Here is a 19,819-nt window from a genome sequence, read left to right on the forward strand (position 1 = left end):
TCCCCGGGGGGCGCGGTCAGAGAGCGCTGGTCGTGCGCTCGCGCGGGCGTGTGGGCGTGGGGTGCGGGGCGGGGCGGCCGGCGGTCCGCCGTCGGCGGACGGCGCCGAGAGCGCCGAGCAGGGCCAGGACCAGGAGCGAGGCACCGCCGACGGCGGTGCCCAGGCGCAGGCCTGGCGGGTGGAAGGTGCAGATGACGCTGGTCGCGGAACCGTCCAGGGGCACGGCGATCAGGCCGTAGTACTGCTCGGCGGGGACGGCGGGGCCGTTGCCCGCGGCACACCGCCAGCCGGCGATCCGGGGCGCGGCGACGACGGCGGTGCCGGTGCTGTGGGCCGGGAGCCGGGCGTGCAGCGTGCCGTCGGAGACGCTCACCTCGCTCGCGCCGGTGGCCTTGAGGTGCTCGACGGCGGTGTGCAGCCGGGCGGTGTCCAGGCAGCCGACCGCACCGTCCGGGACCGTGCCGGCCCTGGTGGGGGTCAGCTCGATCCGCAGCCGCCCGGAGACCGGGACCCGGCCGAGCCGCTGCATGGCGGCGATCTTGGCCGCGTCGGACCTGAACCGTCCGGTCGGGCCGTAGCCGTGCGCGGCGCCCGCTCCGGTCCCGCCCGCCGGGGCGGCGGTGAGCCGGGCGGTGCCGTAGAAGTGCGGCGCCCACAGGTAGACCTCGCTGCCGGCCGGGCAGCGGGCGGTGATCGACGGCTTCGGTGCCGGGAGCGCCCCCGCGGCGCGGCGGGCGGCGCCGAACCGCAGGCCGGGACGGGCCGCGTCGGCGCTGCGGTCCGGCTGCTCCCCGGCCCCCGTGCGCAGGGTGAGGCGCGGCACGGTGTAGACGCGGGCGCCGAGGACCAGCTCCTGGTTGCGGTACGGCGAGGGGCCGAAGGCGGCGACACCCGCGCGCGCGGGCCCGGCGGCGCCGGCCGGGCGTACGGTCACCAGCGGGGGGACCTCCTGGCGGGACACGGACGGGGGGCTGGGGTCGCGCGCGTACCAGTCCTGGTGCGGGTCCGGCGGTGAGTGCACGCGGGCGCCCACGGAGAAGACGGCGTCCGTGACGGCGTTGTCCAGGCTCTGCAGATTGCGCCCGCGGGAGGTCCAGCCGTCGCCCAGGGCGGTGAGCATGCGGCTGAGGACGTCGGCGGTGAGGCTGCTGTAGTACTGCGCCCCCTGGCCGCCGACCATCATCGGGTCGTTGCCCACGGTCTGCTCCCGGCCCGGGTCGGTGCGGTAGCGGGGCCAGTCCTCGACCCGCGCGATCGCGTCCGCCTGCCGCTGCTGCCGCGCCCCCCAGGGCGCGTAGTCGTCCAGGTGGGCCAGCCGCAGCCGGGTCGCCACGGCGGAGGTGGCGGTGGCCTCCCCCAACTGCACCGCGGTGAGCAGCACCACGGCGAGTCCCGCGAGGGCGGTACGGCGCCGCTGCCTGCGACCGGCGGGCGAGGGCGCACCGCCGGGGCGGGGCCGGCGGACGGCGGGCGGACGCGGGACGGTGGACGGCCCCGCGGCCGTGCCGGGCGGGTGCGGGCCGTCGGAGGGCAGGCGCGGGCCGTCGCCGGGCGCTCCCCCGGTGGCCGAGCCGCCGCCGTCGGCGGACACGGGTGCGCGCCCGGTGGCGGATCCCCCGCCGTCGGCGAACCCCCGTGCGTCCTCGGTGGCCGAGCCCGCGCCGGCGGCGGACGCCCCCCGCTCCGCGCGGCCGAGGAGCAGCAGTCCCGCGAGGGCCCCCGTCGCGGCCAGGAGCAGTACCGGCCAGGCGAAGGAGCGGACCAGGCCGCTGCCGCTCGCGACGGCGGCGATCAGGGCGAGCAGCGTGGCAGCCGCCCCCAGCGCGCGCGGGCCCGGGGTGCCGTACGAGAGGGTGTGCCAGGCCGCGATCACCAGCAGGGCGCACAGGACGAAGGCCTGGCGGTAGGGGCTGCCGTTCGGGGTGGCGAAGGCGTGCCAGGCCAGGTGGGTCGGCGTCCACTGCAGGGACAGCGCCACGGCGGCCACCAGCAGGGGCCATCCGGCGCGCACCCGCTTGGGGGCCGCGCTGTGGAAGGGCAGGGCGAGGGCGAGCAGCAGGGCCGTGGTGCCCACGAAGAGGGCCGGGCTGCCGAAGCCGTACGTCGTGGGCAGCAGGCGGGCCAGGACGTCCTCGGCGGGCACCGGCGAGAAGTGCGTGACCCGGCCCGGGTAGGCGTGCTGCGTGCCGCGGTAGATCACCGTCACCAGCGGCGCCGACAGGCCCACGCCGAGGGCGACGGTGGCCGCGGCCCGGCCCGCGGCCCTCAGCGCGCGCCGCCGCGGCAGGCGGCCGAGCCACAGCCGCAGCAGCAGCACCAGGCCGGCGCCGAGGGTGGCCATGTAGGCGGTGTAGAAGTTGGCGATCCAGGCGAGCGCCACGATCACGACGCCGAGCAGCCGGCGCCGCCCGCTCAGGGCCCATTCGCCGACCAGGCAGAGCAGGGGCAGCGCGACGAGGCCGTCCAGCCACATCGGGTTGTAGGAGGCGTCCGCCAGGGACCACCCGCACAGGGCGTAGGCGGCGCCCAGCAGCCCCGCCGCCCACCAGCGGCCCGGGCGCAGGCGGAGCAGCAGCCAGGCCATGGCGGCGCCGGCCGACATGGTCTTCAGCGCGGTGACGACGTAGACCACGAGGTCGATCTCGTCCCGCGGGAAGAGCGCGACCAGCAGGGCGAAGGGGCTGCTGAGGTAGGTCCCGAGGTCGGGCAGGAAGCTGGAGCCGTACCCGGACTGCCAGTTGACCAGCAGGCCGCCGTCGGCGCGTCCGTGCAGCAGGTCCCACAGGTGGGCGTGGAAGGGCACGTACTGGTTGCCCAGGTCGTTGACGCTGCGGGTGCGGGGACCGAAGGGGTAGCTGCCGGCGACGGCGTCGGCGGCGCAGAAGGCGGTGGCGGTGAGCAGCGCGGCCAGCAGGGCGGCGGACTGCCCCGGCCGCCGCCACCAGGATATGCGGGGCGAGCCGTCCTCCGGCGCGCCGCCGCCCCCGTCCGCTCGTCGCCGCACGGCTTTGAGAACGGCCCTCGGCAGGCTTGGACGATCCATTCTCGGCAGGCTCCCAGGGAAATTCGGGACGTACGTCGTCTCGTCGGGGAGGGGAGGTCACTCCCCGCGCGTTGTCGGTCTACGGGCCTGGACGGCGGGCTTCCCGATGGCTGTGCCGTCGCCCGGGGCGGGGGCCGTGAATTCGAATGCGCAGCAGTATTCTCCGGCACCCTGTTTCCGTCAGGGAAACTCGAACCGTCGCGTAAATGATCCAGGGGTTAATTGAATTGCCGTCGGGTTCGGGGGCGGTGACCGGTGGTGCTCGGGAGGGCTCGCGACCGCCCCGCCGCGAGGTGCCCGGCACCGGAGCTTGACCTGGAGCGCGCTCCAGGTTCTACGGTCTTCCCATGACCAGCGGACAGCCCCTCCCCGGGGTCCGGGCAACGACTCTGACCATCGCCCAGGTCGCCGAGCGCACCGGCCTCTCCCACGACACCCTGCGCTACTACGAGCGGGCCGGCCTGATCGAACGGGTCGGCCGCAGCACCGGCAACCAGCGGCGGTACGAGGCGGCCGACCTGGCCTGGCTGGAGTTCCTGCTGCGGCTGCGCGAGACGGGCATGTCGATCGCCGGCATGCAGCGCTTCGCCCGCCTGCGGGCCGGGGGCGACGCGACGGTCGCCGACCGGCTGGCGCTGCTGCGTGAGCACCGGGCCGAACTGGCCGCGCGCATGCGGGCGCTGCGCCGCAGCGCGGGCGCGCTGGACGACAAGATCGATCACTACGAACGGCTGCTGCACGAGCGGCAGGCGGGGACGGACGATGCGAGATGAGCGAGAGCACCACCCGTGAAGAGCGCTTCGAGCGCGGCCTCGAGGTACTGCGGAGCGTGGACGGCGAGGCGGGGCAGCGGGTCGTCGACTCGCTGGCCGACATCAGCCCCGAACTGGGGCACCAGATCGTCTCCTGGGGCTTCGGCGAGATCTACGCCCGGCCGGAACTAGCGCCGCGCGACCGCCAGTTGGTGACCCTCGGGATGCTGACCGCGCTCGGCGGCTGCGAGCCCCAGCTGGAGGTGCACGTGAACGCGGCCCTCAACGTCGGTCTCACGCCGGAGCAGATCGTCGAGGCGATGCTGCACGCGGCCGGCTACTGCGGTTTTCCCAAGGCCCTCAACGCCACCTTCGTCGCCAAGAAGGTCTTCACCGAGCGTGGGCTGCTGCCGCTCGGACAGGGGTCCGCGCCGGCCTGAGGGCCCGTCGAAGAGTGCTCGGTGCGCCGAAGGGCAAGATGGGCGGGGCAGGCAGCGGGGGCACGTCCATGGGTGGGCAGCGGCCCGGGCCGGGAACGGCGAACGGCGAACGCGAGCGGAGGCGGAAGACGATGGGCGAGTACTGGCCGGTGCCGGACGCGCTGGCCTACCTGGCCGGGCGGTGGCGGGTCGAGCGGTCGGTGCGGGACCTGGCCGGCGGCGGTGAGGGCTCCTTCACCGGCGTGACCGACTTCGGTCCGCTGGACGGCGGGGGGCTGCTGCACCACGAGTCGGGCACGTTCGTCTGGCGGGGCGTGGCCCGGCCCGCGGAGCGCACCCTGCGCTTCCTGCCCGGCACCCGCCCGGGCGGGGCTGACGTGCGCTTCGCCGACGGGCGGCCCTTCCACGACCTGGACCTGACCTCGGGCCGGCACATCGCCGACCACCCCTGCTCGGCCGACCTGTACCGCGGCGAGTTCACCGTGCGGGACGCGGACCACTGGCGGACGGTGTGGCGCGTGGGCGGCCCGGCCAAGGACCTGGTCCTCACCACCGACTACACGCGCGAGGGCTGAACCCACCCGGCCGCCCGCGCGGCCCGCCTTCGCGCGGACCCCCCGGCCTCTCCTCGGGCCCCGCCTTCGCGCGGGCCGCGGCGAGGCTCGCTCGAAGACGAGCGCGATCCACCGGCCGGGCCGCTCCAGCGGCCGGCAGCCCAGCTTCTCGTAGCCGCCGTGCGCGTCGTCGCTGGCCGGCACGATCCGCCGCAGCCCGTGCGGGCGCAGGTGCTCGCGGACGGCGCCGACGAGAGCGGTACCGATGCCCTTGCCGCACGGCCGGATCGACCTGCACGTCGCACCGCCAGGCGAAGGTCGTCAGGTCGGTGATCACACGGGCGTACGCGACCTGGTAGCGCGGGCGGTGTCGAACACACCGGAGTTCAGCGAGCCGTCGATGGCCCGGCCTGCTTCTCCCGGGCGCGGCCCCGCGCCCAGTACGTCTCCGTGCAGAGCCGCTCGTGCACGCCTGCGGCGTCGATGCGGGCGGGGTCGGTGGAGATCTCGTAGCCGTCGGCCAGGCGCGGGGTGGCAGTCGTGCCGGGAGGCTGACAGGCCCGGGCGGACCCCGTCGAGCGGGTTCCCGGACACCGCCCGCGGCCGGCCGTCAGGCAAGCACCTCGGTGCAGGCCGTGCGCAGACGGCGTACGCCCTCGGCGATCTCGGCGGTGCGGCCGACCGCGGCGAAGCTCAGCCGGACGTGGGCGGCCGGGGGCTCGGCGCTGAAGTACGGGCGGCCCGGAGTGAGCGCGTCCCCCCGCGCGCAGCGCGGTGGTGGGCGCGGACTGGCCGCCCGCCGTGATCAGGACCTCGGCGGGCGGCCACCGTGCCGCCGGGGCCGCCGATGCTCCGCGCGAACCACTCGCGCAGTTCCACGAGTCCGTCCAGCGGAGGTCTGCCCCAGGCCCCGGGGCGGCGGCCCGCGCGGGAGAGCGCGGCGGCCATCGCCCGCTCGGGCTGGAGCGAGGGGTGCAGAGCGGTGGCGCGCTGACCACCGCCGACGGCTGTCTCCTCGGCGCGCTGCCGGTGTGCGCGGCGGGCTACACCGAGGGCGGCCGGCTGGCCCGGATCATGCCGGGCCGGCACGTCATCGGCTGGGCCCTGGTGCTGTGCCTGCCGGTCACCGCGCCGGCCGCCGCGGCCGCACTGTCGTTCGAGCCGGTGCACCTGGGCGTGCACAGCGTGGCCGGCCTGCTGTGGGTCGCGGCGGGCTCGCAGTTCCTCGGGCTGGTCCTCTGGTACCGGGGCATGGCGGCCGTCGGCATCCCCAAGGCCAGCCAGTTGCAGCCGGCCCAGCCGCTGCTCACACTGGTGTGGTCGGTGCTGCTGCTCGGCGAGCATCTGACGCCGGCCGCCCCGCTGACGGCCGCCGCCGTGCTCGTCTGCATCGCCGTCACCCAGCGGGCGCGCGGCTGACCGGGCCACATCCGGCGCCGACCGCACACCCGGTTTCCGGCCGCGGACCGGTTCCGGCCGCGCTCCGCGCCGTAGACTCGGGAACCGAGGACCGCTGCTCCCCCGCATGGTGAGGAGGCCCGCAGATGCGCGCAGCCAAAGGCGACCAGCTCGTGCAGCACGGCCGGGTGGTCGGCCAGCACGACCAGGTCAGCGAAGTCGTCGAAGTGATGGGCTCGGAGGGCAGTCCGCCCTACCGCGTCCGCTTCGCGGACGGGCACGAGGCCGTGATGTCACCCGGCCCCGACTGCCAGGTCCGCCGTCACGAGAAGGAACAGCAACAGTACTAGTGCCGCGGCAGGCAACGTTTACCCGTCAAGGAGCGGCGTCCGGTGCGTGCTCTCGGTGTGCCGGCCGGAAGTCCTCGTACTGGACGTACTCGGGCTTTCGGCCGGTGCGGCGAGAGTGCGTGCCGGGCGTCGCGACGGGGCGAACGTTGCCTGTTGCGGCACTAGGCGACCCGGGCCCGGGTCCGGACTCAGCGCGGGGGTCTCGCCGGCTGCCGGTAGTGGTCGGCGACCACCCGTGCCATCGCGCCCGCCGGGTCCGCGGCGACCTCCTTGGCCGCGAAGAAGACGTGCCCGCGCACCTGCGGGTACTTCTTCGCCAGCGTGAGGTGCCGGGACAGCTCGTCCGGGTCCCGCCAGGCCTTGCCCCCGCTCGCGTCACCGGCCTTGTACAGCGCCTCGCCCAGGTAGAGGCGGGTGCGGCTGCCCCGCGCCACCTCCGCCCACCAGGGCACGAGCTTGGCGTAGTCGGCGGCGCTCAGGCCGATGTTCCAGTACAGCTGCGGGACGATGTAGTCGATCCAGCCCTTGCGGACCCAGGTGCGGGTGTCCGCGTACAGGTCGTCGTAGGACTGGGCGCCCGCCTTCGTGTCGGAGCCGCGCGAGTCGGCCGAGGCGTTGCGCCACACGCCGAACGGGCTGATCCCGAACTGCGTGCCGGGCCGGATCCGGGCGATGCCCGCGGCCGTCTCCCGGACCAGCCGGTCGACGTTGTCCCGCCGCCAGGCGGCCCGGTCGGCGAAGCCGGAACCGTGGCGGGCGTAGGCCGCACCGTCGTCGAAGGTCCGGCCGGCCACCGGGTACGGGTAGAAGTAGTCGTCGAAGTGCACGCCGTCGACGGGGTACCTGCGCACCGCGTCGAGCATCGCCTCCTGCACGAAGGCCCGGACCTCGGGCAGTCCCGGGTTGTAGTAGAGGGCGCCGCCGTACGCCACCACCCAGCCGGGGTGCCGGCGCGCCGGGTGGGAGGCGGCGAGCCGGGACGGGTCGTCGTGCAGCGCGACCCGGTAGGGGTTGAACCACGCGTGCAGGCGCAGGCCCCGGGCGTGCGCCTCCTCGACCGCCGTGCCCAGCGGGTCCCAGCCGGGGTCCTTGCCCTGGGTGCCGGTGAGGAACTGCGACCACGGCTCGTACGGCGAGGGCCACAGCGCGTCGGCGGTGGGACGCACCTGGAAGACGACCGTGTTGAGGCGGCGGCGCACCGCCGCGTCCAGCAGCGCGGTCAGTTCGCCGCGCTGGCGGGCCACGCTCAGGCCGGTGCGCGAGGGCCAGTCGCGGTTGGCCACCGTCGCCAGCCACATCCCGCGCATCTCGGTGGTGGTGCGCCCGCCACGGGCCCCGGCCGACGCGCCGGGAGGCTGGGGCGCCGCCGTCGCGCCCGGCGTCACCGCCACGGTCGACAGGGCGGCCACCGTGAACGCCCGTCGTGTCACTCGGCCCATCCGGGCACCCCCAGTACGCCGTGGATCCGCGCCGTCACGGATCGTGCACCGGGCCAGCATGCACGACCCGGCCCGTCGATCGGCGTCACGACGGGGGTAACGTGCTCGATCGGAGCAGGCACCGCACACATGGGCCGCCTGCCACAGCCGAAGATCAGCAGCGAAAGGGACGATGTGACCGACATCGAACGCGTCGGAGTCGTGGGCTGCGGCCAGATGGGTGCGGGCATCGCCGAGGTGTGCGCCCGGGCCGGACTGGACGTGAAGGTCGCCGAGACCACCGGCGAAGCCCTGGAGATCGGCCGCACCCGGCTGTTCAACTCCCTGGCCAAGGCGGCCGAGCGCGGCAAGATCACCGAGGAGGAGCGGGACGCGACGCAGGCGCGGCTCACCTTCACCACCGACCTCGGCGAGTTCGCCGACCGCGACCTGGTGATCGAGGCCGTGGTGGAGAACGAGCAGGTCAAGACCGAGATCTTCCAGGTTCTCGACCAGGTGGTGACCCGGTCGGACGCGATCCTGGCGTCCAACACCTCCTCGATCCCGCTGGTGAAGCTGGCCGTCGCCACCGCGCGCCCCGACCAGGTCATCGGCATCCACTTCTTCAACCCGGCCCCGGTGCAGCAGCTGGTCGAGCTGATCCCGGCGCTCACCACGTCCGAGGGCACCCTGAGCCGGGCCCAGCTGTTCACCGAGAAGGTGCTCGGCAAGCACGCGATCCGCGCCCAGGACCGTTCGGGCTTCGTCGTCAACGCGCTGCTGATCCCCTACCTGCTCTCCGCGATCCGGATGTTCGAGTCGGGCATCGCCAGCCGCGAGGACATCGACAACGGCATGGAGCTGGGCTGCGCCCACCCGATGGGCCCGCTGAAGCTGTCCGACCTGATCGGCCTGGACACGGTCGCCTCGGTCGCGTACTCGATGTACGAGGAGTACAAGGAGCCGCTGTACGCCGCACCCCCGCTGCTCCAGCGCATGGTCGACGCCGGCCGGCTGGGCCGCAAGAGCGGCTCGGGCTTCTACACCTACGGCTGACCACGCAGCGCGACGCCCCGCGGGCCCGGCACCGGGAAGGTGCCGGGCCCGCGGCGTTCACACGCCGTGTGCGCACCGGACTCGCATATGCCGTTCACACACTCTCCCCCCACGCCCACCAGGCGAGTTGACTCCTCATGCACATGCAAGGGACGTGAGACGACTACAGAAAGGAGCGGGTCCGTGACCGTCGATCCCGAGCATCCGGCCGTTCCCGGAGACCTCGCAGAGTTACGGCGCCGTCTGGACGTGGCATATGCCCGCGTGGAGGGTGGCCTGGCCCTGCTGAACCATCGCACCGAGGAGACCGCGAAGGAGCTCGACGAGCTGAGCGCGCGGCTCGTCACCGTCGAGCACTCCCGCTGGCCGCTGCCCACGGTCTCCGCACTGGCGGCCGTGGGCGCCCTGGTCGTGGCCCTGTGGCAGGCACTGGGCCGTTAGCTCCCGTCGTCACGTTCCCGCCTGCCCCGCGACGACAGGACCTGGTCCCCCCGGCCACCGGGCCGGGTGTCCTGCCCGAGCCGGAGGTGGTGCAGGAGCAGTAACGCCGCCGCCATGTTGGCGGCCGGGACCTCCCCGCGGGCGACCAGGTCGGGGACGACTTTGAGCGGGACCCATTCCCGGCGGTCCGACTCGAAGTCGTCCACGGGGTGTCCGACGTACTCGCCCTCGTCCGACCAGTAGATGTGGTGCCGGGCGTCGGTGAGGCCGTTGGACGGCTCCACGCTCATCAGGTGGTGCAGCCGTCCCGGCCGCCAGCCGGTCTCCTCCTCCAGCTCGCGGGCCGCCGCGTGTGCGATGTCCTCGCCGTCCTCGACGACGCCTGCCGCCAGCTCCCAGCCCCAGCTGTCGGTGATGAAGCGGTGGCGCCACAGGAGGAGGACCTCCTGGGCGTCGTTCACCACCGTGGCCACGGCGACGGGCCGCAGCCGTATCAGGAAGTGGTCGAGGTGCCGGCCGTCGGGCAGCGCCACATCCGCGAGGTTGACGGTGAACCAGCGGTTTGCGTACACAGTTTGTTCGTTCTGTTTCGTCCACTGCACGGTTCTGCCACCTTCCGTCGGGTCAGTGGCAATATCGCAGCCTCAGCGACCCCGGAGGCAGGCGCACGGCGTGCGGCGCACGGCGCAGCGGCGGGCGCAGGGCGGCCCGCGGGGGCGGACGGGGAGGGCCGGTGGGGACGGACGGGGAGGGCCGTGGGGGACTGACGGGGAGGGCCGTGGGCCGGCCCGGGGGCACGGGCCGCCGGGGCGGGTGCGCGGGTCAGCGGGTCGTGAACAGCGGTACGCGCAGGGCCCCGTCGATGAGTTCGGCCGCCTCGGCCGTGCCCGCGCAGCCGCTGCGCACGAGGTGTTCGCGCACCGCCCGCAGCCGGTCCCGCAGCCGCTGGGACTCCATCCCCCGGGCCTGCTCGGTCATCCTGACCGCCGTGGCCACCGCCTGCTCCACGTTGCCCCGGCGCAGCTCGATGGTGCTGAGCATGGCCAGGCGGTGCACCCGGCCGCGGTCGTGCGCGGGGTTGTCCACCGCCTCGGTCGCGTGCTCCTCGGCCGCGGCCAGCTCGCCGAGACTGAGCAGCGCCTCCGCCACCTGGACGTTGACCAGGCCCGGCTGGACGTATCCGGTCTCGTCGGGCTCGTGTCCGCGCCGGATGCGTTCGGCGGCCTGCTCGGCTCGCCGGATGCAGGACAGCGCGTTCGTGCCGTCGCCGAGATGGGCGTACGCCTTGGCCTGCATCGCGAACAGGTCGGAGGCGAGCGCGGGCGTGATGTGCCGGCCGGCGGTGCGCAGCGCCGCCTCGGCGAAGGCGACGGCCTGCCGGTACTCCCGCATGAACAGCGCCTGGTTGACCAGCAGCGCTATCACGTAGGCCCCCAGCCCCCGGTCCCCGCTGGCCTTGGCGAGCCGCAGCGCCTGGTGGAAGTAGCGCTGGGCGAGGCCGTGCGCGTCGGAGTCGTACGCGCAGATCCCGGCGACCGCCACCAACCCGCCGGTGGCCCGGTGCAGTTGGCGGCCGGTGGCGTCGGTGTAGCCGCCGCGCAGCAGCGGCGCCGCCTCCGCGTCGAGGAAGCCCACGATGCGGCTGCGCGTCGCCACCCCGCCGGCCTTGCGGTACATCTGCTCGTAGTGCGTGCGGGCCGCGCGCAGCATCTCGATGTCGGCCGGGGTGACCCGGTGCCGGCCGCCCCGCGAGACGTCCACGTCCTCGGGCGGGTTCTCCCATTCCCACACCGGCATCACGGCCGGGGTGCCGGTCACGGCGGGGGCGCCCAGGACGTGCGGGCGCTGCTGCTCGTCGGAGCGCCACAGGGCGGTGGCCCGTTCGACGAAACCGGACAGGGAGGTGCCGTGCGGGACGGACGGCCCGCCGGGGACGCCCAGGCCGATGTCATCGAGGGTGACGGGCCGGTGCAGGCGGGCGGCCAGCACCTCGCAGATCAGGTCGGGCACCTGGCCGCGTGGCCGCTGGCCCTTCAGCCAGCGGGCCACGGCCGTGTGTTCGTAGCGGAGCGCGAGGCCGCGCGCCCGGCCCGCCTGGTTGACGTGCGCGGCCAGACCGGCGTGCGAGATGCCCGCCTCGTCCAGGATCGCGTCGAGCAGAGTGTTGGGCTGCATGTCGAACCCCCCGGGTGGCTGGGTGCGGACAGCGTAGTGCGGGGCGGTTCACACGGGGTGTGAACCGAGTGCCCGCATCCGCGCGGTGCGCGCACTGTCGCGTGGCGGGGGCTGCCGGTTGACTGAGGTGCCTCGTCAAGAGGCCGGCCGGGCCGCCCGCTCCCCCTCGCACCGTGCGGCGGCCCGCCACCGCGCCGCCCGCTCCGCCGTCTGCCCGACACTCCGTGGCGGGGCGGGCGGCGACCAGGTGCCGGGACGGGCGCGAGGCCCTACGGGCGGCGCTGGACGACGAGGACGGCGGCGTCGTCGGCGCGGCGGTGGCCGGTGTGGCCCAGGAGGCGGGTGAAGACGGCCCGGAGCACCGACTGCGCGGAGAGGGGACCGGCGCGGGCGGTCTGCGCGAGGACGGTCCGCAGCGGGAAGAACCGGCCCCGGGCGTCCCGTGCGTCCTCCACTCCGTCCGTGTGCAGCAGCAGTGTCTCGGCGGGCAGCAGGCGGCCGAGTTCCGCGACGGGCAGGCGGGACGGCAGGGGGAACAGGCCCAGCGGCGGCAGCGGTTCGCGGCGGGACACGGGGGTGGCCGTCCCGCCGCCCAGCCGGTACGGCCACGGGTGCCCGCAGTTGAGGGCGAGCAGGGTGCCGTCGGCGGCGATCTCCGCCAGGAGGACGGTGACGAAGTCCTCGGCGGCCGCCGCTTCCCGCGCATCGTCCCGGGCGCGCTGGTGGCGGGCCAGGGCCCGGTCCAGGCGGCGCAGCACGCCCGCGAGGTCCACCTCGTCGTGGGCGGCCTCGCGGAAGCTGCCGAGGACGGTGGCGGCGGTGCCGAGGGCGGCGAGACCGTGGCCGCGCACATCCCCCATGACGATCCGTACGCCGTGCTCGGTGGGGATCACCTCGTACAGGTCACCGCCGACGGCCGCGCCCGGGTCCGCGGAGAGCTGGGCCGCCGCCACGTCCAGGTCGGCGACGCGGGGCGGCAGGGGCCGCAGCAGCACGCTCTGCGCGGCGCCCGCGACCGCGCGGGCCTGCCGCAGCTCGCGCAGCATGGCCCGGCGGGCGTGCAGGAAGAGGCCGGTGCAGGTGCTCACGGCCAGGAACACGGCGCCCGGCCGCACTCCGCGGGGAGCCCCAGCCCTGATGCGGATCATGACCATGGCCCCCCAAGAGGCGCTGACAGCGCGGACCGGCCCCGAAGGGCCGGTCCGATTCTGTCGATCGCGTCCGCGGCAGGGAACCGGAACCCCGGCCTCTGCCACCCGAACGAGTGAGGGGGCCGCGAAGCGCCCCCGAAAGGGGCGCGGGGCGCTGTCGACAGCGGCTTGGCCGCGCGGGCGCGGCCGGCCGAAGGACGACCCGCACCCGGCGACCGGCCTGCGGTCCCCCCGCCCCTTCCCGGGGACGCGGCGGAGCTAGCTGCGCAGCTCCGCCCCGGTCCGCTCGGCGGCCAGCGCCACCGCCGCGTCGCGGGCGGCGGACGCCTCGTCCACCGTCAGCGTGCGGTCGGGGGCGCGGAACCGCAGCGCGTACGCCAGCGACTTGCGCCCGTCACCGAGCTGCTCGGCGTTCTCGTAGACGTCGAACAGCCGCAGGGACTCCAGGAGTTCACCGGCGCCCTCGCGCAGCGCGGCCTCGACCTCGACGGCCGGGACCGGCTTGTCGACGACCAGGGCGACGTCCTGCGTGGCGACCGGGAACGCGGAGATCCGCGGCGCCCGGGCGACGCCGTCCCCAGCCCGCTGGAGCAGGTCGAGGTCGATCTCCATGGCGCAGGTGCGCTCCGGCAGGTGCATCGCCTTGACCACACGCGGGTGCAGCTCGCCGGCGTGGCCGACGAGGGTCTCGGCGCCGTCCACCTCGGCGTACAGCGCGGCGCACCGGCCGGGGTGCCAGGGGGCGTGCCGGTCGGCACGGATGCTCAGCTCCACACCGGCCTCGCGCGCCACGGTCCGCGCCGCCTCGATCGCGTCCGCCCAGTCGGACGGACGGCCCTTGCCCCACCAGCCGGCCTGCTCGCGGGCGCCGGCGAGCACCACGGCGGCCCGGCGGGGCTGGCGCGGCAGCGCGGCGTCGAGCGCGGCGAGCTGGTCGGCGGCGGGCCGGCGGTCGGCGGGCAGCCGGACCGCGGCCCTCTCCTGGCCGGTGGGCCGGAAGACCAGGCCGGTCTCGAACAGCGCCAGGTCGTGGCTGCCGCGTCCGTCGTTGCGGCGCAGCGCGCCGAGCAGGCCCGGCAGCAGCGTCGTACGGAGCGCGGGCTCCTCGTCGGAGAGCGGGTTGACGAGGGTGACCACGGTGCGGCGCGGGTCGTCGGCGTCCAGGCCGAGCTGGTCGAGGACGGCCTCGCCGATGAACGGGTAGTTCGGCGCCTCGACGTAGCCGGCGCCGGCCAGCGCGCGGCCGACGCGGCGGTGCAGCCGCTGGCGGGCGGTCAGGCCGCGGCCGGGCAGCGGCCGGGGCAGCGTGGAGGGCAGGTTCTCGTAGCCCTCCAGGCGGATGACCTCTTCGGCCAGGTCGTTCGGGTCGGTCAGGTCGGGCCGCCAGGACGGCACGGTGACGATCAGCTCGTCCTGGCCGTACACGTCGCAGCCCACCTGCTGGAGCCGCCGTACGACGGTCTCGCGGCCGTAGGTGACGCCCGCGACCTTGTCGGGGTGGTCGGCCGGGATGGCGATGGTGCGCGGCGCGGCCGGTGCGGTGATCTCGGTGACGCCCGCCTCGGCGGTACCGCCGGCGAGCAGGACCAGCAGGTCGACGGTGCGCTGCGCGGCGGCGGAGGCGGCCTGCGGGTCGACGCCCCGCTCGAAGCGGCGGGACGCCTCGGAGGTCAGCTTGTGCCGGCGGGCGGTGCGCGCGACGGCGACCGGGTCGAAGTGGGCGGCCTCGACGACGACCTCGGTGGTGGTGCCCTCGGTGTCGTCGATCTCGGTGTTGGCGCCGCCCATGACGCCCGCGAGGCCGATCGGGCCGCGGTCGTCGGTGATGACCAGGTCCTCGGCGGACAGCGTGCGGGTGACGCCGTCGAGGGTGGTCAGCTGCTCGCCGCGCTCGGCCCGGCGCACCCCGATGGCGCCCTGGACGCGGGAGCGGTCGTAGGCGTGCAGCGGCTGGCCCAGCTCCAGCATCACGTAGTTGGTGATGTCGACGGCGAGCGAGATCGGGCGCATGCCGGCCTTCTGCAGGCGGCGCCTGAGCCAGATCGGGGAGCGCGCCTCGGGGTCGAGGCCGGTCACCGTACGGGCGGTGAAGCGGTCGCAGCCGAACGGGTCGGTGATCTTCACCGGGTGGCCGAAGGCGTTCGGCGCCGGCACGTCCAGCAGGGCCGGGTCGAGCAGCGGACGGCCGTAGGCGATGGCGGCCTCGCGGGCGACGCCGCGGATCGACAGGCAGTAGCCGCGGTCGGGGGTGACCGCGATGTCCAGGACCTCGTCGACGAGCTGGAGCAGCTCGACGGCGTCGGTGCCGACCTCGTGCTCGGGCGGCAGCACGATGATGCCGTGCGTGCCGTCGTCGCCCATGCCCAGCTCGTCGGCGGAGCAGATCATGCCGTGCGAGGTCTTGCCGTAGGTCTTGCGGGCGCTGATGGAGAAGCCGCCGGGCAGCGTCGCCCCGGGCAGCACCACGACGACCTTGTCGCCGACGGCGAAGTTGCGGGCGCCGCAGACGATCTCCTGCGGCTCGCCGGTGCCGTTGGCCCGGCCGACGTCGACGGTGCAGAACCGGATCGGCTTCTTGAAGCCCTCCAGCTCCTCGATGGTCAGCACCTGGCCGACGACGAGCGGGCCCTTGAGGTCGGCGCCGAGCTGTTCGACGGTCTCGACCTCGAGGCCGGCCGAGACCAGCTTCTCCTGGACGTCGCGGCCGGTTTCCGTCGCCGGCAGGTCGACGTACTCCCGCAGCCAAGAAAGCGGGACCCGCATCAGATCTCCATCCCGAACGGCCGGGTGAACCGGACGTCACCCTCGACCATGTCTCGCATGTCTTCGACGTTGTGGCGGAACATCAGCATCCGCTCGATGCCGAACCCGAAGGCGAAGCCGCTGTACTTCTCCGGGTCGACGCCGCAGGCGGTGAGCACCCGCGGGTTGACCATGCCGCAGCCGCCCAGCTCGATCCAGCCCTCGCTGGAGCAGGTGCGGCAGGGGCGGTCGGGGTTGCCGACGGACTCGCCGCGGCACACGTAGCAGACCATGTCCATCTCGGCGCTGGGCTCGGTGAACGGGAAGAAGTTCGGCCGCAGCCGGGTCTTCATCCCCTCGCCGAACAGCGACTGCACCATGTGGTCCAGGGTGCCCTTGAGGTCGGCCATGGTCAGGCCCTCGTCCACCGCCAGCAGCTCCACCTGGTGGAAGACCGGGGTGTGCGTGGCGTCCAGCTCGTCGGTGCGGTAGACCCGGCCGGGGCAGATCACGTAGACCGGCAGCTCGCGCTCCAGCAGGGAGCGGATCTGCACGGGCGAGGTGTGGGTGCGCAGCACGAGGCCGGAGTCGGCGCCGCCGTCGCCGCCCCGCACGAAGAACGTGTCGTGCTCGCTGCGCGCCGGGTGGTCCGGGCCGATGTTCAGGGCGTCGAAGTTGAACCACTCGGCCTCGACCTCGGGGCCCTCGGCGACCTCGTAGCCCATGGCCACGAAGATGTCCTCGATGCGCTCCGAGAGCGTGGTCAGCGGGTGCCGGGCGCCCGCCGGTACGCGGTCGTGGGGCAGCGTGACGTCCACGGCCTCCTCGACCAGGACGCGGGCGTCACGCTCGGCCTCCAGCTCGGCCTGGCGGGCGGCGAGGGCCTTGTTCACGGCGCCGCGGGCCATGCCGACGCGCTTGCCGGCGTCCGCCTTGGCGTGCGGGGGCAGGGCGCCGATCTCGCGGTTGGCGAGCGCCAGCGGGGAGGCCGGGCCGGTGTGGGCGACCTTGGCCTCGTGGAGCGCGTCGAGGGAGTCCGCGGCGGCGAAGGCGGCGAGCGCCTCGTCCCGCATGCGCTCGATCTCTTCCGGTTTCAACGTCTCGACCTCGACAGGGTCGTACGACTTATTGGGTGCGGACATCTCTTCCCGTGTTTCCGATCGGCTGGCTGACGGTCCCCGTCACCGACTCGTGGACATTCCGTCTCCAGTGGTGGGACACAAAGGTGCCAATGGCCGAGTCTAACGGGGCGGGGGAAAGCGGATGCGCCCGTGGGGCCTCGGTCCCTCCTCAGAGGAGGTGCGCCGGGGTGCCCACGGGCAGGGTAAATCGGAACCGCGCGCCGCCGCCGACGGCGCGGCCCACCGTGATGGTGCCTCCGTGGGCCTCGACGATGCCCTTGACGATGTAGAGCCCGAGGCCGGTGCCGCCGCGCTTGCTGCCCCGCCAGAAGCGGGTGAAGACGCGGTTCATGGACTCCTCCGGGATGCCGGGCCCCTCGTCGCTCACCGTGACCGACGTCCCGGCGTCCTCCCCCTCCCGGGGGGACGCCGCGGGCGTGACGTCAATGGTGACCGTTCCCTCGCCGTGCCGCACCGCATTTTCGATGAGGTTGCTCAGCACCTGGTCGATCTTGTCGGGGTCGGCCCACAGGTCGGGCAGCGGTTGTTCCAGGCGGACGAGGAACCGGTCGGCGGGCTGGCCGGCGGCGACGTAGGCCTGGACGTGCCGGCCGACCGCGGCCCCTATGTCGACGAGCTGGCGGCGCACCTCCAGGCGGCCGGAGTCGATGCGGGAGATGTCGAGCAGTTCGGCGATGAGCCGGGTGACGCGGTCGGCATCGGCGTCGACGGTCTCCAGCATCAGCCGTTTCTGGTCGTCGGTGAACCGCTCCCACTTGGCGAGCAGGGTCGCGGTGAAGCCCTTGACGGAGGTCAGCGGCGAGCGCAGTTCGTGGGCGACGGTGGCGATCAGCTCGGCGTGGCTGCGTTCGGTGCGGCGGCGGGCCTCGGTGTCGCGCAGGCAGACGATCACGCGGCGGACGGGTCCGGCGGGCCGGTCGCGGACGTACCTGGCCGACACCAGGACCTCCCGGCCGCCGGGCAGCAGCAGGTTGCGTTCGGGCTGGGCCACGCGGATGGCCAGGCCGCCGTAGGGATCGGTGAGCTGCCACCAGCGGCGGCCCTCCAGGTCCTCCAGGGGCAGGGCCTTGTCCAGGTGCTGTCCGAGGGCCTGGCCGGCGGGGACGGCGGTGATGCGGGCGGCGGCGGTGTTGAAGCAGGTGACGCGGCCGTGCTCGTCGGCGATCACCAGGCCGTCGGGCAGCTCGTCGGGGTCGACGGCCGGGCCGGCGGCGGCAGCGGCAGGTGGCGCGGCTGCCCGGCGCGCGCCCGGTACCGCCCCGCTCGTGCCGACACTCATCCCTTACCCCACCTTCCCGACGGTGCAGCGGGCCCCCGAGCTGGTCACCCTACTAGCTGGAGGTGAGGGAGCGGCATCCTCCGCGGGCGCGCTGGGCGCGGGCCGACGCGTAGAGGCATACGGCGGCCGCGGTGGCGAGGTTCAGGCTCTCGGCCTTGCCGTGGATGGGGACGCGGACGACGGCGTCGGCCAGGGTCCGGGTCTCCTCGGGCAGGCCCCAGGCCTCGTTGCCGAACACCCAGGCGGTGGGGCCGCCCATGGTGCCCTTGTCCAGCTCGTCGTCGAGGTCGTCGCTACCCGCGCCGTCGGCGGCGAGGATGCGCACCCCGGTGCCCTTGAGGGCGGCGACGGCCTGTTCGACGGGGACGCCGACGGCGACCGGCAGGTGGAACAGCGAGCCGACGGAGGCGCGTACGGCCTTGGGGTTGTACAGGTCCACGGAGGCGTCGGTGAGGACGACGGCGTCGGCGCCGGCCGCGTCGGCGCAGCGCAGCACCGTACCGGCGTTGCCGGGGTCGCGTACGTGCGCGAGGACCGCGACGAGGCGGGGCCGGGCGGCGAGGATCTCCTCGAACGGCGTGTCGAGGAACCGGCAGGTCCCGACTAGGCCCTGCGGGGTGACGGTGGTGGAGATGTCGGCGATGACCTCGTCGGCGGCGAGGTGGATCCGGGCGCCGGCGGCGCGGGCCTCCCCCACGATGTCGGCGTGGCGCTCGGCGGCTTCCACGGTGACGAAGAGTTCCACGAGCGTGGCGTCGCCGCCCGGGGTGCGGTGCGCGGCTGCCTCCCGCACGGCCTGCGGCCCCTCGGCGAGGAAGAGCCGGTCCTTCCCCCGGAAGTTCCGCTTGGCCAGCCGCCGGGCGGCGGCCACACGGGCGGAGCGGGGGGAGATCAGCTCGGGAGTGGCGGGGGGCATCCTCTTACCTTCGGATAACTACGTGCGGTGGCGTACGCGCCCCAGAAAGGGACGCGGGCTGTTTCGATACGCGGCTCCGCCGCGGGGGCGCGAGCAACCACGACGGACCCGCAGCCGGACAACGACGGCCGCAGGCCCAACAGCAGGACCCGCAAGCCCGAAAGCTTGCGGGTCCTACAACACCGGCTCGAGCCAGCGCAGTGTCACGCGGCCTTCGGCGCGTTGACGTCGCTCGGCAGAGCCTTCTGGGCGACCTCGACGAGCGCGGCGAACGCGTTCGCGTCGTTGACGGCCAGCTCGGCGAGGATCTTGCGGTCGACCTCGACGTTCGCGGCCTTCAGACCCTGGATGAAGCGGTTGTACGTGATGCCGTTGGCGCGGGCAGCGGCGTTGATGCGCTGGATCCACAGCTGGCGGAAGTCACCCTTGCGCTTCTTGCGGTCGTTGTAGTTGTAGACCAGCGAGTGGGTGACCTGCTCCTTGGCCTTGCGGTACAGGCGCGAACGCTGACCGCGGTAGCCGGAGGCCTGCTCGAGGATCGCCCGGCGCTTCTTGTGGGCGTTGACTGCCCGCTTGACGCGTGCCACTTGTTTGACTCCTTGTAGCGGGGCCGTGGTTGTGCTCACACGGCCCGGAAACGATTGGGTCCCGGTCCTGACGTACGGCGCGCGGTGATCGTGGGATCACGCGCCGCCGCGTCACTTGCCGAGAAGCTTCTTGATCTTCTTGGCGTCGCCCGGGGCCATCTCGGCGTTGCCGGTCAGGCGACGCGTCAGACGGGACGACTTGTGCTCGAGCAGGTGGCGCTTGCCGGCGCGCTCACGGAGCACCTTGCCGGAGCCGGTGACCTTGAAGCGCTTGCTGGCACCGCTGTGCGACTTGTTCTTCGGCATAGCGCCGTTCTCTCCTCGTCGGTGGCGCTCCGGTGCCCGGTCGCGAGAACCGGGCACGGTTGGAGCGTC

The 19,819-nt window shown here is 74.3% G+C and carries 16 protein-coding genes and 4 pseudogenes; 7 read left to right on the plus strand and 13 right to left on the minus strand.

The genetic code is table 11. The features are described from left to right. Positions 1–16 precede the first annotated feature (16 nt). Positions 17–3,043, minus strand: a complete 3,027-nt coding sequence (locus ACFC02_RS01900; RefSeq protein WP_376350766.1) for a YfhO family protein — start codon at positions 3,041–3,043, stop codon at positions 17–19. 347 nt (positions 3,044–3,390) lie between these two features. Between ACFC02_RS01900 and ACFC02_RS01905 the strand changes: the two genes are divergently transcribed. From ACFC02_RS01905 to ACFC02_RS01915, 3 genes are all read left to right on the plus strand, one after another. Then, positions 3,391–3,816, plus strand: a complete 426-nt coding sequence (locus ACFC02_RS01905) for a MerR family transcriptional regulator (protein WP_360965514.1) — start codon at positions 3,391–3,393, stop codon at positions 3,814–3,816. Next, positions 3,813–4,235: a carboxymuconolactone decarboxylase family protein gene (locus ACFC02_RS01910; protein WP_376350770.1), complete on the plus strand. Its 423-nt coding sequence runs from the start codon at positions 3,813–3,815 to the stop codon at positions 4,233–4,235. The genes ACFC02_RS01905 and ACFC02_RS01910 overlap by 4 nt, the downstream gene beginning before the upstream one ends. 131 nt (positions 4,236–4,366) lie before the next feature. Further along, positions 4,367–4,810 (plus strand): DUF6314 family protein, encoded by a 444-nt coding sequence (locus tag ACFC02_RS01915; protein WP_376350773.1) that lies wholly within the window; start codon positions 4,367–4,369, stop codon positions 4,808–4,810. Positions 4,811–4,900: 90 nt separating this feature from the next. Here ACFC02_RS01915 and ACFC02_RS01920 read toward each other — a convergent pair. Both ACFC02_RS01920 and ACFC02_RS01925 read right to left on the minus strand, forming a co-directional pair. After that, positions 4,901–5,313, minus strand: a pseudogene (locus tag ACFC02_RS01920) (GNAT family N-acetyltransferase); the annotation flags it as partial. Between the two features lie 204 nt (positions 5,314–5,517). Beyond that, positions 5,518–5,767, minus strand: a pseudogene (locus tag ACFC02_RS01925) (PLP-dependent aminotransferase family protein); the annotation flags it as partial. Between ACFC02_RS01925 and ACFC02_RS01930 the strand changes: the two are divergent. Then, positions 5,765–6,208: pseudogene (locus ACFC02_RS01930) on the plus strand (EamA family transporter); the annotation flags it as partial. The pseudogenes ACFC02_RS01925 and ACFC02_RS01930 overlap by 3 nt on opposite strands. Before the next feature lie 125 nt (positions 6,209–6,333). Further along, positions 6,334–6,537: a DUF1918 domain-containing protein gene (locus ACFC02_RS01935; RefSeq protein WP_376350776.1), complete on the plus strand. Its 204-nt coding sequence runs from the start codon at positions 6,334–6,336 to the stop codon at positions 6,535–6,537. A gap of 188 nt (positions 6,538–6,725) precedes the next feature. On the opposite strand, the gene ACFC02_RS01940 is transcribed toward ACFC02_RS01935, so the two are convergent. Then, positions 6,726–7,976 (minus strand): glycoside hydrolase family 10 protein, encoded by a 1,251-nt coding sequence (locus ACFC02_RS01940; protein ID WP_376350778.1) that lies wholly within the window; start codon positions 7,974–7,976, stop codon positions 6,726–6,728. 129 nt (positions 7,977–8,105) lie between these two features. On the opposite strand from ACFC02_RS01940, the gene ACFC02_RS01945 reads away from it, so the two are divergent. After that, entirely contained in the window at positions 8,106–9,011 is a 906-nt protein-coding gene (locus ACFC02_RS01945) for a 3-hydroxybutyryl-CoA dehydrogenase (protein WP_376350781.1), read from the plus strand. Positions 9,012–9,194: 183 nt separating this feature from the next. Beyond that, positions 9,195–9,452, plus strand: a complete 258-nt coding sequence (locus ACFC02_RS01950) for a hypothetical protein (protein WP_376350784.1) — start codon at positions 9,195–9,197, stop codon at positions 9,450–9,452. A 59-nt stretch (positions 9,453–9,511) separates the two neighbouring features. Here ACFC02_RS01950 and ACFC02_RS01955 read toward each other — a convergent pair. The 9 genes and pseudogenes from ACFC02_RS01955 to rpmI all read right to left on the minus strand — a co-directional run. After that, positions 9,512–10,054: pseudogene (locus tag ACFC02_RS01955) on the minus strand (NUDIX hydrolase); the annotation flags it as partial. Between the two features lie 220 nt (positions 10,055–10,274). Continuing rightward, complete coding sequence (locus ACFC02_RS01960; protein WP_376350786.1) at positions 10,275–11,627, minus strand: transcriptional regulator; 1,353 nt, start codon at positions 11,625–11,627, stop codon at positions 10,275–10,277. A gap of 269 nt (positions 11,628–11,896) precedes the next feature. After that, the gene (locus ACFC02_RS01965) at positions 11,897–12,775 is read right to left on the minus strand and encodes a PP2C family protein-serine/threonine phosphatase (RefSeq protein ID WP_376350788.1); all 879 of its coding nucleotides are present in this window, start codon (positions 12,773–12,775) and stop codon (positions 11,897–11,899) included. Positions 12,776–13,036: 261 nt separating this feature from the next. Then, positions 13,037–15,541 carry a phenylalanine--tRNA ligase subunit beta gene (gene pheT / locus ACFC02_RS01970; protein WP_376350791.1) on the minus strand — a complete coding sequence of 835 codons (2,505 nt, stop codon included), beginning with the start codon at positions 15,539–15,541 and terminating at the stop codon, positions 13,037–13,039. After that, on the minus strand, positions 15,541–16,662 hold the full coding sequence (gene pheS / locus ACFC02_RS01975) for a phenylalanine--tRNA ligase subunit alpha (protein ID WP_376350793.1): 1,122 nt from the start codon (positions 16,660–16,662) through the stop codon (positions 15,541–15,543). The genes pheT and pheS overlap by 1 nt, the downstream gene beginning before the upstream one ends. A gap of 148 nt (positions 16,663–16,810) precedes the next feature. Then, positions 16,811–17,941 (minus strand): ATP-binding protein, encoded by a 1,131-nt coding sequence (locus ACFC02_RS01980; protein ID WP_376350796.1) that lies wholly within the window; start codon positions 17,939–17,941, stop codon positions 16,811–16,813. Between the two features lie 52 nt (positions 17,942–17,993). Next, positions 17,994–18,857: a TrmH family RNA methyltransferase gene (locus tag ACFC02_RS01985; protein ID WP_376350798.1), complete on the minus strand. Its 864-nt coding sequence runs from the start codon at positions 18,855–18,857 to the stop codon at positions 17,994–17,996. Between the two features lie 203 nt (positions 18,858–19,060). Further along, positions 19,061–19,444 carry a 50S ribosomal protein L20 gene (rplT, locus tag ACFC02_RS01990; RefSeq protein WP_006141703.1) on the minus strand — a complete coding sequence of 128 codons (384 nt, stop codon included), beginning with the start codon at positions 19,442–19,444 and terminating at the stop codon, positions 19,061–19,063. A gap of 111 nt (positions 19,445–19,555) precedes the next feature. Beyond that, positions 19,556–19,750 carry a 50S ribosomal protein L35 gene (gene rpmI, locus ACFC02_RS01995; protein ID WP_007829094.1) on the minus strand — a complete coding sequence of 65 codons (195 nt, stop codon included), beginning with the start codon at positions 19,748–19,750 and terminating at the stop codon, positions 19,556–19,558. Positions 19,751–19,819 lie beyond the last annotated feature (69 nt).

This window comes from Streptomyces sp. NPDC056160 (genome assembly GCF_042268205.1).
Lineage (GTDB): Bacteria > Actinomycetota > Actinomycetes > Streptomycetales > Streptomycetaceae > Streptomyces.

Excerpts from the sequence above, each read along its gene's own strand:
- ACFC02_RS01900 (WP_376350766.1), bottom strand. The coding sequence starts at position 3,043 with ATGGATCGTCCAAGCCTGCCGAGGGCCGTTCTCAAAGCCGTGCGGCGA.
- ACFC02_RS01905 (WP_360965514.1), top strand. The coding sequence starts at position 3,391 with ATGACCAGCGGACAGCCCCTCCCCGGGGTCCGGGCAACGACTCTGACC.
- ACFC02_RS01910 (WP_376350770.1), top strand. The coding sequence starts at position 3,813 with ATGAGCGAGAGCACCACCCGTGAAGAGCGCTTCGAGCGCGGCCTCGAG.
- ACFC02_RS01915 (WP_376350773.1), top strand. The coding sequence starts at position 4,367 with ATGGGCGAGTACTGGCCGGTGCCGGACGCGCTGGCCTACCTGGCCGGG.
- ACFC02_RS01935 (WP_376350776.1), top strand. The coding sequence starts at position 6,334 with ATGCGCGCAGCCAAAGGCGACCAGCTCGTGCAGCACGGCCGGGTGGTC.
- ACFC02_RS01940 (WP_376350778.1), bottom strand. The coding sequence starts at position 7,976 with ATGGGCCGAGTGACACGACGGGCGTTCACGGTGGCCGCCCTGTCGACC.
- ACFC02_RS01945 (WP_376350781.1), top strand. The coding sequence starts at position 8,106 with ATGGGCCGCCTGCCACAGCCGAAGATCAGCAGCGAAAGGGACGATGTG.
- ACFC02_RS01960 (WP_376350786.1), bottom strand. The coding sequence starts at position 11,627 with ATGCAGCCCAACACTCTGCTCGACGCGATCCTGGACGAGGCGGGCATC.
- ACFC02_RS01965 (WP_376350788.1), bottom strand. The coding sequence starts at position 12,775 with ATGATCCGCATCAGGGCTGGGGCTCCCCGCGGAGTGCGGCCGGGCGCC.
- pheT (WP_376350791.1), bottom strand. The coding sequence starts at position 15,541 with ATGCGGGTCCCGCTTTCTTGGCTGCGGGAGTACGTCGACCTGCCGGCG.
- pheS (WP_376350793.1), bottom strand. The coding sequence starts at position 16,662 with ATGTCCGCACCCAATAAGTCGTACGACCCTGTCGAGGTCGAGACGTTG.
- ACFC02_RS01980 (WP_376350796.1), bottom strand. The coding sequence starts at position 17,941 with ATGAGTGTCGGCACGAGCGGGGCGGTACCGGGCGCGCGCCGGGCAGCC.
- ACFC02_RS01985 (WP_376350798.1), bottom strand. The coding sequence starts at position 18,857 with ATGCCCCCCGCCACTCCCGAGCTGATCTCCCCCCGCTCCGCCCGTGTG.
- rpmI (WP_007829094.1), bottom strand. The coding sequence starts at position 19,750 with ATGCCGAAGAACAAGTCGCACAGCGGTGCCAGCAAGCGCTTCAAGGTC.